This window comes from Cupriavidus sp. C3SS-1, from assembly GCF_057073755.1.
This window is the reverse complement of sequence record NZ_CP172700.1, coordinates 2196644-2211777: the sequence shown is the minus strand read 5'-3', so window position 1 is coordinate 2211777 and position 15134 is coordinate 2196644. Positions and strand designations below refer to the sequence as shown.

Annotated in this window: 12 protein-coding genes; 5 read left to right on the top strand and 7 right to left on the bottom strand. The window is 67.7% G+C overall.

Annotation, left to right across the window (positions count from 1 at the left end; genetic code table 11):
- Together ACIGJC_RS26205 and ACIGJC_RS26200 are read right to left on the bottom strand one after the other, a co-directional pair.
- Complete coding sequence (locus tag ACIGJC_RS26205) at positions 1–2850, bottom strand: 4Fe-4S dicluster domain-containing protein (RefSeq protein WP_483712341.1); 2850 nt, start codon at positions 2848–2850, stop codon at positions 1–3.
- Positions 2847–3497, bottom strand: coding sequence for a cytochrome c3 family protein (locus ACIGJC_RS26200; protein WP_483712340.1), 651 nt, complete (start codon positions 3495–3497; stop codon positions 2847–2849). Before ACIGJC_RS26200 ends, ACIGJC_RS26205 begins: the two co-directional genes overlap by 4 nt.
- A gap of 976 nt (positions 3498–4473) precedes the next feature.
- Between ACIGJC_RS26200 and ACIGJC_RS26195 the strand changes: the two genes are divergently transcribed.
- The 4 genes from ACIGJC_RS26195 to ACIGJC_RS26180 are packed head-to-tail and all read left to right on the top strand — an operon-like array spanning position 4474 to position 8724.
- On the top strand, positions 4474–5679 hold the full coding sequence (locus ACIGJC_RS26195; RefSeq protein ID WP_483712338.1) for an efflux RND transporter periplasmic adaptor subunit: 1206 nt from the start codon (positions 4474–4476) through the stop codon (positions 5677–5679).
- Position 5680: 1 nt separating this feature from the next.
- The gene (locus ACIGJC_RS26190) at positions 5681–6373 is read left to right on the top strand and encodes an ABC transporter ATP-binding protein (RefSeq protein WP_483712337.1); all 693 of its coding nucleotides are present in this window, start codon (positions 5681–5683) and stop codon (positions 6371–6373) included.
- A 21-nt stretch (positions 6374–6394) separates the two neighbouring features.
- Positions 6395–7549: an ABC transporter permease gene (locus ACIGJC_RS26185; protein ID WP_483712336.1), complete on the top strand. Its 1155-nt coding sequence runs from the start codon at positions 6395–6397 to the stop codon at positions 7547–7549.
- 8 nt (positions 7550–7557) lie between these two features.
- A complete protein-coding gene (locus ACIGJC_RS26180; protein WP_483712334.1) occupies positions 7558–8724 on the top strand; it encodes an ABC transporter permease in 1167 nt (388 codons plus the stop codon).
- 12 nt (positions 8725–8736) lie between these two features.
- Here the strand turns inward: ACIGJC_RS26180 and ACIGJC_RS26175 are convergent, their stop codons facing one another.
- From ACIGJC_RS26175 to gtdA, 5 genes are all read right to left on the bottom strand, one after another.
- On the bottom strand, positions 8737–10080 hold the full coding sequence (locus tag ACIGJC_RS26175; RefSeq protein ID WP_483712333.1) for an MFS transporter: 1344 nt from the start codon (positions 10078–10080) through the stop codon (positions 8737–8739).
- A 175-nt stretch (positions 10081–10255) separates the two neighbouring features.
- The gene (locus tag ACIGJC_RS26170; protein ID WP_483712331.1) at positions 10256–11470 is read right to left on the bottom strand and encodes a 3-hydroxybenzoate 6-monooxygenase; all 1215 of its coding nucleotides are present in this window, start codon (positions 11468–11470) and stop codon (positions 10256–10258) included.
- Between the two features lie 27 nt (positions 11471–11497).
- A complete protein-coding gene (maiA, locus tag ACIGJC_RS26165; protein ID WP_483712330.1) occupies positions 11498–12139 on the bottom strand; it encodes a maleylacetoacetate isomerase in 642 nt (213 codons plus the stop codon).
- A 35-nt stretch (positions 12140–12174) separates the two neighbouring features.
- Positions 12175–12873 (bottom strand): fumarylacetoacetate hydrolase family protein, encoded by a 699-nt coding sequence (locus ACIGJC_RS26160; protein WP_483712328.1) that lies wholly within the window; start codon positions 12871–12873, stop codon positions 12175–12177.
- 101 nt (positions 12874–12974) lie between these two features.
- Positions 12975–14021: a gentisate 1,2-dioxygenase gene (gene gtdA, locus ACIGJC_RS26155; protein WP_483712327.1), complete on the bottom strand. Its 1047-nt coding sequence runs from the start codon at positions 14019–14021 to the stop codon at positions 12975–12977.
- A 141-nt stretch (positions 14022–14162) separates the two neighbouring features.
- Between gtdA and ACIGJC_RS26150 the strand changes: the two genes are divergently transcribed.
- On the top strand, positions 14163–15104 hold the full coding sequence (locus ACIGJC_RS26150; protein ID WP_483712326.1) for a LysR family transcriptional regulator: 942 nt from the start codon (positions 14163–14165) through the stop codon (positions 15102–15104).
- Positions 15105–15134: the final 30 nt, after the last annotated feature.

The following is a 15134-nucleotide window of genomic DNA, read 5'->3' as shown; positions in this document are numbered from 1 at the left end:
TCAGGCCAGCGCATCGTCGGGGTTGGTCACCAGCGCCGCATAGCTTGTGCGCGGCCGGGTGTTCAGTTCGGCCAGCAGGTCGAAGTTGCGCGGCCCGCGCTTGAGCTGGCTGACCACGCTGTCGGGATCATTGAGGTTGCCGAACGCGATCGCCCGGGTCGGGCAGGCAGCCTGGCACGCGGTCACCACGTCACCGTCGCGCAGCGGCTGGCCGAGCTTCTCGGCCTCCAGCCGCGCGCGCGTGATGCGCTGCAGGCAATACGTGCATTTCTCCATCACGCCCCGGCGGCGCACGGTGACCTCGGGGTTGTAGGCCGGCGGCGGCCGGTCGTCGCCCTGATTGCTGTATTGCAGGAAGTTGAAGCGCCGCACCTTGTACGGGCAGTTGTTCGAGCAGAAGCGCGTGCCGACGCAGCGGTTGTAGACCTGCACGTTGAGGCCGGCGCTGTCGTGCACCGTCGCGCCGACGGGGCAGACCAGCTCGCACGGCGCGTCCTCGCAATGCATGCACGGGACGGGCTGGAACACGCTGCGCGCGGCGCGGCCAGCGGGGTCGTGCGCATCGTCGTAGCGGTCGACGCGGATCCAGTGCATGACGCGGCCGCGCATGACCTGGTCCTTGCCGACCACGGGGATATTGTTCTCGGCCTGGCAGGCGATGGTGCAGCCATTGCAGCCGATGCAGGCGTTGAGGTCCACGGTCATGCCCCAGCGTTCGGCCGGATACGGCCAGCGCGGATAGAGCGATGGCGCCGCCGGCGTGGCCTGGGCGAAGCGGGGATCGCGGCGATAGGCATCCACGGTGGCGAGCGGGGCGACCTCGCGCCCCGCCATCGAGGTTTGCGTCTGGACCAGCGCGAACGCATGGCGCTGTCCGGTGGCTTCGACGGCGATCTCGTGCGGGCCGTGGACGGTACGCAGCGCATACGCATCAAAGCCCACCCCATTGCCGACGCGTCCGGCATGACGACGGCCGTAGCCCAGCGGCAGCGTCATGACGCCTTCCGCGTGGCGGGGCATCACCCACACCGGCGCCTCGATCGGGTGGCCTTGTCCATCCACGCGATGGATCGCGACCACGTCGCCGGTGGACAGGTGCCGCGCGCGTGCCGTGAGCGGCCCGATCAGTGCGGCGTTCTCCCAGGTGTGCCGCGTCAGTGCGCGGGGCAGTTCCTGCAGCCACGCGTTGTTGGCCAGCTCGCCGGCATCGGTGGCGGGATCGGGCATGAAGCGCGCGACCAGCGCGGGCGCCGCGAACGGCGGCGCAGGGATAGGCTGGCGCATGTCGGCCGTTGCGACCGGTGCGGCCGTGCCGGGGATGACGCCGGTACGCAATGCCTGCTCCCAGAACGCTTCGAAGTCGGTGGACTGGTGCGTGCGCCAGAACGCGCGTACTAGGTCGTAGCCCGACTGGCGTGCGCCGATGGTGGCCGACAGCAGTTCGTGCGCGGAGCGGCCGTCATTGAGCGGCGCAATCACGGGCTGGACGATCGACGCGGTGCCGTCCCAGGCGCGCACGTCGCTCCAGCGCTCCAGGTCATGGGCCATGGGCGCATGCCAGGTGGCCAGCCGCGCCGTTTCATCGCGATAGAGGCCCATGTGCGCCGACCACGGTACGTGTGCGAGTGCCGCGTTGAAGCCGGTATCGCAGGGCGCGTCATAGGCGGGATTGGCGTCGATCACGAGCAGCGCGGAGACAGCGCCGGCCCGCATGGCGTCGGTCAGTGCGCCGATCGAATGCGCGTCGCCTTGCGGCCGCCTTGGCGTGCCGGTGATCGCGCGCACCGATTTGCCGAGATTGCCAAGCCGGGCGTTGAGTCGCCAGACCAGCCCCCGTGTCGGGACGGACACGTTGTCGCCGACCATCAGGAGCGAGCTGCCCGGTGGTGCTTCTTCGAGCCGCCGGGCCAGCACGGCGAGCCAGCGTCGCGCGGCTTCGGACGCGGGCTCCGGCGTGTCCGCCGCAACGCCGACACCGAGCCTGCGCGCGAGCGACCAGGCCAGCCGTTCGATCTCATGCGGCGGCAGCGCCAGCCGGTTGTCGGCGATTTCGCCGGTCAGTGTCGGCGACGACTCGATCGCATAGAGCCGGCGTGCCAGCGGGGGCGCTACGCCGCGGCGGTCCGCCATCAGGTCGTGCGCCACGCGCACGGCGGCCGGGCCGTGGCCGATCAGGTCGGCATCCAGTGTCACGATGGTCGTGGCGGGGGCGGGATCGATCACGAGATCGATGTTGTCGCCGAACGCCAGGCGGATCGCCGCATCGTCGCCATGGAGCGGGTCATGCACGTGCCAGCTGGCCTTCGGATAGCGCTCGAGCCATCTTGCAATCTGCGCGGCCAGTGTCGGCGAGCCCACGTTGCCGGTCAGCAGCCGCAGGCCTTTCCCGCCGTTGTCGCGCCACTGGGCGCCCTGTGTGGCCAGCGCCGCGTCGAACGCGGCCCAGCTCGTCAGCGCGGTGCCGCGATACGGTGCCTGGCTGCGGTCGGGATCCCAGAGCTGCAGCACGGCGGCCTGGTCGAACGGATGCGTGGCGCCGAGGCTGGCGGGATGGCGCGGATTGCCCTCGATCTTGGTCGGGCGGCCCATATTGGTTTCGACGAGCACACCGGTGCCGTAGCCGTGGCGCGTGAGCGCGGTGGCATAGAAGAGCGGCCTGCCGGGCACCATGCCTTCGGGCATCTGCACATAGGGCACGATGGTTTCGGCTGGCGGCCCGCTGCATGCGGCGCCGGCCAGCGCGGCGGAAGCCGCCATCGTCGTGCGCAGGAAGTGGCGGCGCGAGGGGCTGCGCGGCGCATCGGCCGGTTCCGGCACGGGGACGATCGGAATCACGGGGGCGCGTTTCATCGATGACAGGTGGAACAATCGGTGAGTCGTCGCGTGTCCTGTAGGTGATACATCTTATGCAGCATGGCGATGTCATCGCCGGAAAGCGGGGCGCGTTCGCGCATCGTGACGATATCGGCGGGGGCATGCAGATGGCGGACGGGGTCGCGGTGGCAGGCGAGGCACCATTGCATGTCGAGCGGTGCCACGCGGCGCGTCAGCGGCATCTGGTCCACGCGTCCGTGGCATTCCTGGCAGGCAACGCCCTTGGCGACGTGGATGCTGTGGTCGAAGTAGACGAAGTCGGGCAGGTCATGCACGCGTGTCCAGGCCAGCGGGCGGTTTTGCCGCAGGCTGTCGTGCAGCGGCGCGAGCATCGGCGCGTCGCGGAACAGCACGCTGTGGCAGGTCAGGCATACGCTGGTGGCCGGCATGCCCGCGAAGGCCGACGTTTCCACCGACGCATGGCAGTAGCGGCAATCGATGCCGTCATCGGAAACGTGATGCTTGTGGCTGAAGGGGACGGGCTGCGCGACGGGTTCCTGCATTTCGATCTGCGGCGCCATGGACCAGCGGGCCATCCCGAGGGCTGCGGCGACAAGCACTACCGCGCCAAGGCCCAGCAGCTTGAGGACAAGCAGCTCCGAGCGCGTGAAGGTTTGCGCCATGGCGTTCTTCTTGGTGGCAAAACGATTGTTTGTTGCAAGGGGGATGCCAAGGGGTGGGTTTGGGGGGGTGGGGGGCTTTATGGCAATGACTGAGTTGTCGTTCTTGACAGACGTGGCTGTTTCGCCGGCGTAGCCGGCGACCTACTTTTGTCCGAGCGACAAAAGTAGGCAAAAACGCGTCTTCGCGGTCGACGAACGGCTCATGGTGGTGAAGACGGTACAGGGCATAGCGACACTGCCTGCCGCGTAGATGATCAGGATAGACACGTCAGATGAGCGAACCCGGATTACTTGGTGGCTCCTGCTAACCGCGCCATCGGTAGGACGCCTACGGCTGCGCTGCGCGCACTCAGTAAAACCCAGGGGGAATGGCTGAGGGGAAACTGAAGCACCAGCCTCGGCGTCGTTGAGGTCGTTCCGCCTGCCGACTACTGAGCCGCGCAGCAGCCGAAGGCGATGATGCGATAACGGTGGCAGTGTCGGGCCACGGACAGTTTCGGGGCTCGTTCAATCATTGCCGGAGAGCCTGCATACGGACGCGCTCCACGCGGCAGGCAGCCGGGCAGACTCTGAAGCGAATACCCGTACAACACCCTCGGCACGCTACGATCAATATTCGTCCGCTAGGACAAGTCAACGCGTTTTTTGGTTACTTTTTGTCGCTCGGACAAAAAGTGACTCGCCGGCTACGCCGGCGAAACAGCCGCGCCTGCCAAGAGCGATAACCCAATCATTGCGAGAGACGCCCCGCCGGCTACGCCGGCGAAAGAGCCGCGCCTGCCAAGCACGATAACCCAGTCATAACCAGAGCCCCCCGCAGTTCAAGTATGTAGCCTTTACCTCCGCATTCCCGATTTTCCAGAGCCGCCGGCAATATTCACCGGCGGCGAAACCAACCAGCCCATTCCCCATCCCCAACCCATCCCAAAGTGCCCCCGGCGCTATACTGGCAACCTCCCTTCAGGAGGACGACCGATTGCCCGATCCCGATCTCTCCAGGCTGAAAATCGACCGCGGCCCGCACGCCGCCGCGCCGCGCAGGCGCCGGTGGCTGCCCATCATCGTTGGCGCCGTTCTGCTGGCAATCGCAGCCGCCTTGGCCTACAAGCTGGCTGGCCCCACGGCGGTGGAAACCGTGACGGTTTCCACCGCCTACCCCTCCCAGAACTACACCCTCCTCAATGCCACCGGCTACGTCGTGCCCCAGCGCAAGGCGGCCGTGGCGTCCAAGGCGCAAGGCCGGCTCGAATGGCTGGGGGTGCTGGAAGGGTCGCACGTGAAGAAGGACGAGATCATTGCGCGTATCGAAAGCCGCGACGTGGGAGCCACCCTTGCGCAGGCGACAGCCCAGGTGAAGGTCGCCCAGGCCAACCTAGACCTGCAAATCGCCGAGCTTCGCGATGCCGAGGTGAACCTGCGCCGCTCCGAACAACTGCTCGGTCCAAAGGCCATCTCCGCCCAGCAATATGACGCCGACCTGGCCCGCTTCAGGAAGGCCCAGGCATCGGTGGCGAATTCGCGCGCCGCGATCGTCTCCGCACAGGCCAATGCCCAGGCCGCCCAGGTAGGGGTCGACCAGACTATCATCCGGGCACCGTTCGACGGCGTGGTGCTGGTCAAGCATGCCAACGTCGGCGACAACATCACGCCGTTCTCGTCGGCATCCGATACCAAGGGCGCCGTGGTGACCATTGCCGACATGGATACCCTGGAAGTCGAAGCCGATGTCGCGGAATCCAATATCGCGAAGATCCGCCCAGACCAGCCTTGCCTGCTGCAACTCGATGCGCTGCCAGACGTTCGCTTCGCAGGCCAAGTGTCACGCATCGTGCCGACGGTGGACCGTTCGAAGGCAACCGTGCTGGTCAAGGTCCGCTTTGTCGATCGCGACCCGCGCGTGCTGCCCGATATGAGCGCCAAGATCGCGTTCCTGTCCAAACCGCTCGCAGGTCAGGACCGCAAGCCCGTGGTGGCCGTGCAGCCCACCGCCATCGCCACGCGCGATGGACGCAAGGTGGTGTTCGTGGTGCGCGATGGCAAGGCGCACGAGACGGCGGTGACGGCCGGCGAACGGATCGGCGAACTGGTGGCCGTCGGCGGCGTGGCCGCCGGCGCTACGGTGGTGCTCTCGCCCGGCGACAAGCTGCGCGACGGCGCCCGCGTGACGGCAGCGAAGAAGTAACGTGGAGACCGCCCCGCTCGTCCGCATCCGCCATGTCGCCAAGTCATACCGGCGCGGCATGCAGACCGTGCCGGTCCTGACCGACATCACGCTCGATATTGCCGAGGGCGACTTCATTGCCCTGATGGGGCCGTCCGGCTCGGGCAAGAGCACGCTGCTGAACCTGATCGCGGGCATCGATCGACCGGACAGCGGCGAACTGCTCGTGGCAGGGCAGGACATCGCGCGCCTGGCCGAATCCGAACTCGCGGCGTGGCGCGCCGCCAACGTCGGCTTTATCTTCCAGTTCTACAACCTGATGCCGGTGCTCACCGCGTTCGAGAACGTCGAGTTGCCGCTGATGCTGACGCGCCTGTCGCGTGCCGAGCGGCGCGAACGCGTGGACATGGTGCTCGGCATGGTGAACCTGGCGGACCGCATGGATCACTATCCGTCCGAGCTGTCCGGCGGGCAGCAGCAGCGCGTGGCCATCGCCCGCGCGCTGATCACCGACCCTGTGCTGATCGTGGCCGACGAACCGACCGGCGACCTCGACCGCAACGCCGCCGCGGATATCCTGGCCATGCTGCAGCGGCTCAACCGCGAAGCCGGCAAGACCATCATCATGGTCACACACGACGCCCACGCCGCCAACGCGGCCCGGTCGATGGTGCACCTGGAAAAGGGGGAACTGAGCCATGGCAACAGCGCCTGACCGGCACTGACCGCGCGCGCCATGTTCGTGCTCAAGCTGATCGCCCGCAACGCGCTGCGCCACAAGCTGCGCACCGCGCTGACCGTGACCGGGCTGGTGGTCGCGGTGCTGGCCTACGGACTGCTGCAGACCGTGGTCGATGCCTGGTATGCGGGCGCGGCCGCGGCGTCAAGCGGGCGGCTGGTGACGCGCAACGCCATCTCGCTGGTGTTCCCGCTGCCGCTCAGCTATGAAAGCCGCATCCGCGGCGTGGATGGCGTCACGCTGGTGGCGCGCTCCAACTGGTTCGGCGGCGTCTACCGCGACCCCAAGAACTTCTTCGCGCAGTTCGCCGTGTCGGACAACTACCTCGAGCTGTACCCCGAGTTCCGCGTCACGGCGCAGCAGCTCGCCGACTACCAGCGCGACCGCAAGGGCTGCCTGATCGGGCGGCAGCTCGCGGACCTGTACGGCTTCAAGGTCGGCGACGTGCTGCCGATCAAGGGCACGATCTATCCTGGCACGTGGGAGTTCATCGTGCGCGGCATCATGGAAGGGCGCGATGAAAGCACCATCACGCGCCACATGGTGTTCCACTGGGAGTACCTGAACGAGACCGTGCGCAAACGCACGCCGCGGCAGGCCGACCAGGTCGGCGTGTATATCGTCGGCATCGACAATCCGGACAACGCCGCCGCGATCTCGCGCGACGTGGACGCGGTGTTCCGCAACTCGCTGGCCGAGACCCTGACCGAGACCGAGCAGGCGTTCCAGCTCGGCTTCGTCGCCATGTCGAACCAGATCATCGCGGCCATCCGCGTGGTGTCGTACGTGGTGATCCTGATCATCATGGCCGTGATGGCCAATGCCATGGCCATGAGCGCGCGCGAGCGCACCACGGAGTACGCCACGCTCAAGGCGCTCGGCTTCGGGCCGCGCTTCCTGGCGCTGCTGTTGTTCGGCGAATCGATGTTCATCTGCCTGCTCGGCGGTGGCATCGGCATGCTGGCCACGCCGCCAATGGCCGCCGTGTTCAAGCAGTCGGTCGGCGGCGTGTTCCCGGTGTTTTCCGTGTCGCACGAGACCATGTGGATGCAGGCCGCCTGCGCGCTGGTGGTGGCGCTCGCCGCCGCCGTGGTGCCGGCCGTGCAGGCCGCGCGCGTGCGCATCGTGGAAGGCCTGCGGGCCATCGGCTAGGCGCTCGCATGGCAATTCCGCTCAGCTACATCGCGCGCAACCTGTGGGCCCGGCGCCTGACCACGGCGCTGACTGCCGGCGGCCTGGCGCTGGTGGTGTTCGTGTTCGCCACCATGCTGATGCTCGACGCGGGGCTCAAGCGCACGCTCGTCACCACTGGCGAGCCTGACAACGTGGTCATGATCCGCAAGGGCGCGGAGACCGAAGTGCAGAGCGCCATCAGCCGCGACCAGGCCAGCATCATCGAGATGCACCCGTCGGTGGCCATGGACGCCAGCGGACGGCCGATGGCCTCGAAGGAGGCGGTAGTCCTGATCTCGCTGACCAAGCGCGGATCGGACACGCCGTCCAACGTGGTGATCCGCGGGGTGTCGCCCAAGGGCCTGGCATTGCGGCCGCAGATCCGGCTGGTGGCCGGGCGCGCGTTCCGGCCGGGCTCGTCGGAGATCATCGTCGGCAGCAGCGTGGCCGCCGGCTTCAAGAACGCACAGTTGGGCGGGCGGCTGCGCTTTGCCCAGCGCGACTGGACCATCGTCGGCGTGTTCGATGCCGGCGGCAGCGGCTTCGATTCGGAGATCTGGGGCGATGCCGACCAGCTCATGCAGTCGTTCCGGCGTGCCAGCTATTCGTCGATGGTGGTGCGGCTGACGCGGCCCGACGCGTTGGCGCGCCTGCGCGCCGACATCGATGTCGACCCGCGCCTGACCGCGGAGGCCAAGAGCGAGCAGACTTTCTATAGCGATCAGTCCAAGGCGCTGTCGACGTTCATCAACATCCTGGGCCTGACGCTGTCCACGATCTTCTCGATCGCGGCGATGATCGGCGCGATGATCACCATGTATGCGTCGGTGGCCAACCGTGTGGCGGAGATCGGCACGCTGCGCGCGCTGGGCTTCCGGCGCACCAACGTGCTCGCCGCGTTCCTGGTCGAGGCGCTGCTGCTCGGGCTGGCTGGCGGCGTGGCCGGGCTCTGCTGCGCGACGCTGATGCAGTTCGCCTCGTTCTCCACGACCAACTTCCAGACTTTCGCGGACCTGTCGTTCCGCTTTATCCTCACCCCGGGCATCGTCGCCAAGACGCTGGGGTTTTCGATGGCGATGGGCCTGGTCGGGGGCTTCCTGCCGGCGCTGCGCGCGTCCCGCATGAACATCGTCGATGCCCTGCGGGCGCGCTGACGCCTGAGGGTTTCAGCTTGCGGCGAGCGCCTGCCGGGCATGGGCGCGCCGCGCCAGCCCGAGCGTCAGCATGGTGCCGCCAGCCAGCAGGGCCGGCACGCCGATCAGCGCGAACAGCGTTGGCATGCCCAGCCCCATCGACAGCATGGTGGCACCGCCTACCGAGCCGACCACCGAACCGAGACGGCCTACGCCATTGGCCCAGCTTACGCCCGTTGCGCGGCAGTCGGTCGGATAGAAGCCGGCCGACAGCGCGTTGGCGCCGACCTGCGAACCCGATACGCAGAAGCCCGCGAAGAACACGGCCACGCCGGCCAGTGCCGGCGCATCGGCCAGGCTGCCGATGGCGGCGACGAACACGCCGGCCAGCGCGTAGCTGATGGCCAGCACATAGTGCGGATTGAAGCGGTCCATCAGCCAGCCCAGAACGATGGCGCCAAGCGTGCCGCCGACCTGGAACATGGTGGTGACCAGCGCCGCGGTGCGCAGCGACAGGCCGGTGCTGCGCAGCAGCGTCGGCAACCAGCTCGACAGCAGGTAGATCACCAGCAGGCTCATGAAGAAGGTGAGCCAGAACAGCAGCGTGCCGCGCACCAGTTCCGGCTTGAACAGATGGCGCACCGGCGAACTGGTGCTCCGCGCCTCGGCTACGGTGAACGTGGCGCCGCGCAGGTCGGCCTGGGGGGCAATGCGCTGCAGCGTGGCGGCGATGCGCTCGGGCGCGCGGCCGGACATCACGAGGTAGCGCACCGATTCGGGAAGCAGCAGCGCCAGCAGCACGGAGAGCACCAGCGGCATCACGCCGCCGATCACCAGCACGGAGCGCCAGCCGTAGGCTTCGATCAGCCCGGCCGAGGCCAGTCCGCCCAGCGCGGAGCCGAGCGTGAAGCCGCAGAACATGGTGGTGACCAGAAACGAGCGGCGCTTCTCCGGACAGAACTCCGACGTCAGCGTGATGGTGTTGGGCATGGCGCCGCCCAGGCCAAGGCCGGTCAGGAAGCGCAACGCGACCAGTACCCACAGGTCGCCCGACCACGCCGAGGCCAGGCTGGCAACGCCGAAGAACAGCACCGAGAACACCAGCACGCTCTTGCGGCCGAAGCGGTCGGCCAGCGGGCCGAACAGGAAGGCGCCGGCCATCAGGCCGCCGAGCCCGGCGCCGAACAGCGGCGCCAGATGCGCGGGCGTCAGCTGCCATTCGGCGCGGATCGCCGGTGCGATGAAGCCGATCGCGGCGGTGTCGAAGCCGTCGATCGCGACGATCAGGAAGCACAGCACCACGATCATGACCTGGTACGGCGAGAGCGGCTGGCGGTCGATGAACGCGGAAATATTGATTGTCTGGCTGGCAGGCATGGGTTGTCTCCTCCTCGTTGCCTGGTTTTGGGGCGAGCGATGGTCTACCGGCGGCGCGGGCCGCCAGTACTATCGTCAGTCACTGCATTGATGCGCTTTAGGGTTTCTCCCCCTCTCCTGCTTGCGGGAGAGGGGAGCTAACAACTGGCAGTTGGAACTCCAGGGCGGTGAATCTTCAGAGCCAGGGCGTCGGGCTCAGGCAGCGTTCGGCGCGCCAGCCGTGCAGCCACTGCAGCGCGTCGTAGTACTGCGCCTGCGTGCGGCCGGTCCACAGCGTGTTGCGCACCATGCGGTCGACGCCCTTGGCGTGGTACACGCGACCCATGTCGCGCGCGGCATACAGCACGCGCGCGGTGCGCGGGATGCGGGCCTCTTCGTACAGCTTGAACGCGGCTTCGAAGTCATTGCCCGCGGCTTCCACCGCGGCGGCCAGCGTGACGGCATCTTCCAGCGCCTGGCATGCGCCCTGCGCGACGTACTGCGTCATCGGGTGCGCGGCATCGCCAAGGATGGTGGCGCGGCCGAAGCTCCAGCGCGCCACCGGGTCGCGGTCGGCGGTGGCCCAGCGCTTCCACGACGTCGGCCGATCGAGCATCTGGTGCGGCAGTGCATGGATGCCGTCGAAGTACGACAGCACTTCCTCCTTGCTGCCTTCGCGCACGCCCCAGCTCTCCTGCTCGCGGCTGTGGAAGGTCACGACCAGGTTGTACTGCTGGCCGCCGCGCAGCGGATAGTGCACCAGGTGGCAGTTCGGCCCGGCCCATACCACGGGCGCGTTGACCTGCAGGTCCTTCGGCATGTTGTCGACCTCGACCACGGCGCGGTACACCACGTGGCCGGTCACGCGCGGCGCGTCGCCGATCAGCGCTTCGCGGATGGCGGACTTGACGCCGTCGCAGCCGACCACGGCATCGGCATGGTGGCGCTCGCCGCGCTGGTCGATGACGGTGACGCCGCGCTCGTCCTGTTCCAGCTTCTCGACGCGCGTGGCGGTGCGGAAGCTGATCAGCGGGTGGTCCTGCACGGCTTCCAGGATCGACAGGTGGATGTCGGCGCGATGGATCACCGCATACGGATTGCCGAAGTGCTCGCGATAGGGCGTGCCGACATCGACGCGGGCGATCTCATGCGTGTCGATCGCGTCGCGCAGGCTCAGGTAGTCGGTGAAGACCGCGCGGCCGCGCGCGGCCTCGCCCACGCCGAGTGCGTCCATGGCCGCGAAGGCATTGGCCGCGAGCTGGATGCCCGCGCCGATCTCGCCGATCTGCTCGGCCTGTTCCAGCAGCTCGATGCGGATGCCCGTGCGCGCGAGCGCCAGCGCCGCGGCCAGGCCGCCAATGCCGCCGCCGATGATCAGGACCTTCCGACCCGTGTCTTGTGCTGTGTTCATGCTTGTCTCCTGGCCTGGGTCAGTCAATCAGGCGGTGTAGTCCGGTTGATGCTTCGGTGCCGCCTTGGCGAAAGCGGGGTGCGCGCTGGCGTGTGCGTAGACGGCCATCGCGCGCGGATAGGCCGACAGGTTGCAGCCCATGCGCAAGGCGTTGGCCACCTGCGGGACCAGCGTGACGTCGGCCAGTGTCGGGGTGTCGCCGAAGCACCACGGGCCGTTGCCGTACAGCGCGAGCAGTCGTTCCACGCCGGCCATGCCTTCGTCGATCCAGTGGCGGTACCAGGTGTCCTTTTGTTCCGGCGTCACCTTCAGCACGTCCTGCAGGTAGCGCAGCACGCGCAGGTTGTTGACCGGATGCATGTCGCAGGCAACCAGACTCGTCAGTTCCAGCACGCGCGCACGGCGCGCCGCGTCCTGCGGCAGCAGGCGCGGCTCCGGGTAGTGCGCATCGAGGTAGTCCATGATCGCGAGCGACTGGCCGAGCGTGAAGTCACCGTCCACGAGTGCAGGCACCGAGGCGGACGGGTTGATGGCCTGCACGTACTCCGCCTCGCGATGCTGGCCGGTGCGGATGTTGACCGGCAGGGTCTCGAACGGCAGGCCCTTGAGCGCCAGCGCAATGCGCACGCGGTAGGACGTGGAGCTGTTGAAGAAGCTATAGAGCTGCATGATGGCTTGCTTGCTGCGGATTGGGGGCAGGGTGATCAGACCACGCGGACCTTGAGTTCGCCGAGGCCTTCGACGCCGGTCACCATGGTGTCGCCGGCCTTGACCGCGCCCACGCCTTCCGGGGTGCCGGTGAAGATCACGTCGCCCGGTTCCAGGCGGAAGAACTGCGACAGGCAGGCCACCGTTTCGGCCACCGACCAGATCAGGTGCGTGACGTTGCTGCGCTGCTTGTCCTGGCCGTTGACGGTCAGCCAGATGGCGGCCTGCTGCGGATGGCCGATATCGGCGGCGCGGTGGATCGGCGCGACTGGCGCGGACGCGTCGAAGGCCTTGCCGATTTCCCACGGGCGGCCCATTTCGCGCATCTTCATCTGCAGGTCGCGGCGCGTCATGTCCAGGCCCACGGCGTAGCCCCACACGTGCTCCAGCGCCTGTTCCACCGGAATATCGGCGCCGGCCTTGCCGATCACGGCCACCAGTTCGGCTTCGTAGTGGTAGTTCTGCGTCTGCGCGGGGTAGGGCAATTCCAGCGTCTGGCCGTCGGCTACGGGCACGATGGCGTCAGCCGGCTTGCAGAAGAAGAACGGCGGCTCGCGGTCGGGATCGAAGCCCATTTCGCGCGCATGGGCGGCATAGTTGCGGCCCACGCAGTAGACGCGGCGCACGGCGAACTGGTCATCGGTGCCGGCAACGGGAATGGCAACGGTGGCGGGGGGCGTGAAGACGTAGGACATGGTCGTTTTCGGTCGGTTCGGTCAGTCAGGGGTGTGCGGGGCCGGGGTGCCGCGCCTTGCGCGCACCCGGGCATCGGATTCCGGCAGAACGGAAAAGTGGCTCAGGTGCGCGCTTCGCGCAGCAGGTTCAGCGCCGACAGCACGGGCCGGTCGGAGTAGCTGAACAGCACGGCGTCTTCCATCGCGCCAAGCTGCACCGGTGCCCACGACGGCGCCACGAAGACATCGCGCGGCTCGAACTGGAACTGCGCATCGCCGATGCGAACCGTGCCGCGGCCTTCCACCACGCTGTAGACCGTGGCGTCGGTGCTGCGGTAGGTCTTGCCCTGGAAGCCGGCGGGCAGGTACTGCATGAAGGTGGCGATGGTCGGCATCGGCCAGCCGCCGGTGGCCGGGTTGACGTAGCGCAGCTTCACGCCGTCCCATGCGTCGAGTTCGCCGTTGCGGTAGAGCTTGTCGAGCGCTTCGCGCGAACGGTCGTACGGATAGCTGAAGACCGGCGAGGTCGGGTCGGTGACCTTGTGGCGCACCGGCACCATGTTCTGGCCGAAGCGCGCAAAGCTGTCGCCTTCGGCGCGCGTGACGGGCTGCTGGGACTCGGGGTAGTTCTCGGCAAAGCCAGCGTCGAACTGCTGTACCAGCGGAATGTCGAGGCCATCGAGCCACACTACGGGCTCGCCGCCGTCTTCCAGGCTCGGATTGCCGTGGTCGTGCCAGGTCCAGGACGGCGTGATGATGAAATCGCCCGGGTGCATGGTGGTGCGCTCGCCGTTCACGGCGGTCCAGGCGCCCTTGCCTTCGACGATGAAGCGCAGCGCGGACTGCGTATGCCGGTGGCTCGGCGCAATCTCGCCCGGCAGGATCAGCTGCAGGCCGGCGTAGAGCGTCGACGTGATGCTCGATTTGCCCGGCAGGCCCGGGTTCTCCAGGATCAGCACGCGGCGCACGGCCTCTTCGGCGCTGATGACCTCGCCGGCCTGCATGACCAGCGGGCGCAGCGCGTCGTACTTCCAGAGGGCGGGGACGATTTGCGGGCGCGGCTGCGGCGGCACCAGGCTGTGCAGCGATTCCCACAGCGGCGTCATATGGCTGCGGCCGATGTCCGCGTAATAGGCGGCGCGAGCGGGATCAGGCGAATGGTCGGACATGCTGTCTCCGTGGCTTTTTATGGTTTCCGACGGTATCGCCGGGCTGGTGTTTGGAGTTATACGTCCGGCGATATAAGATTTGAAATGAAAAATTCCTCTTGTCTATACGTTTCATCGTATAGCTGAACCTGACAATCCGACATGGACTGGACCCAGCGCCTGCGCCTGCGCAACCTGCAGATGCTCCTCAGCCTGGCCGAGACTGGCAACATGAGCCAGTCGGCAGCGCTGCTCAACACCACCCAGCCGGGGCTTTCCAAGTGGCTCAAGGACCTGGAGGACGACATTGGCCTGCCGTTGTTCGAGCGCCAGGCGCGCGGGCTGCAGCCGACGCCGTATGGCGAGTCGCTGATCGAGCACGCGCGCCGCATTGCCGCGCAGCTCGACACCGCGCGCGATGACCTGGCGGCGATGCGCGAAGGCGGCAGCGGCCTGGTGGTGGTCGGCACATCGGGGGCTTCGGCGGCCGATACGGTGCCGTTGGCTGTGCTGCGCCTGCTGCAGCGCATGCCGCGCGCGCAGGTGCGGGTCGTCGAGACCACCATGGACCGGCTGATGAACCAGCTTGCGCACAGCGAGCTGGATATCGTGGTCGGCCGGTCCGCGCCCGAGCTGCAGGATGCGCAGACGCTTGGCGAATCGCTCTACCTCGAGCCGATCCATTTCGTGGCGCGCCCGCGCCACCCGCTGGCCACGCAGGACGCCGTGACGTGGGAGGCGCTGCAGGGGTACCGCTGGGTCGTGTGGCCGCGCGGTACGCCGATCCGCAACGCGCTGGAGGCCGCACTCGCCAGCGCCGGCCGGCCGTTGCCGGCGGACAGCGTGGAATCGAATTCCACCGTGCTCAATCTCACGCTGCTGAACAACAGCGACATGATTGGGCTGGCGTCGCATCGCACTGCGCGCCGGCTCGAAGCGCTTGGCGCGTTGCGCATCGTGCCGCTGCGGCTGGCGGGTTTCGGTTCGGTGTCGATGTATTGGCGGGAGGACTCGATCAAGCGCTCGGCCGTCGCGGCCATGCTGGACTGCCTGCGGCGCGCGGCCGACCGCGAGGTGCCGGAAGCCGTCGATGCCACGCCTTGAGGGACCGGGTTCTGGCGCCTACATTGGATG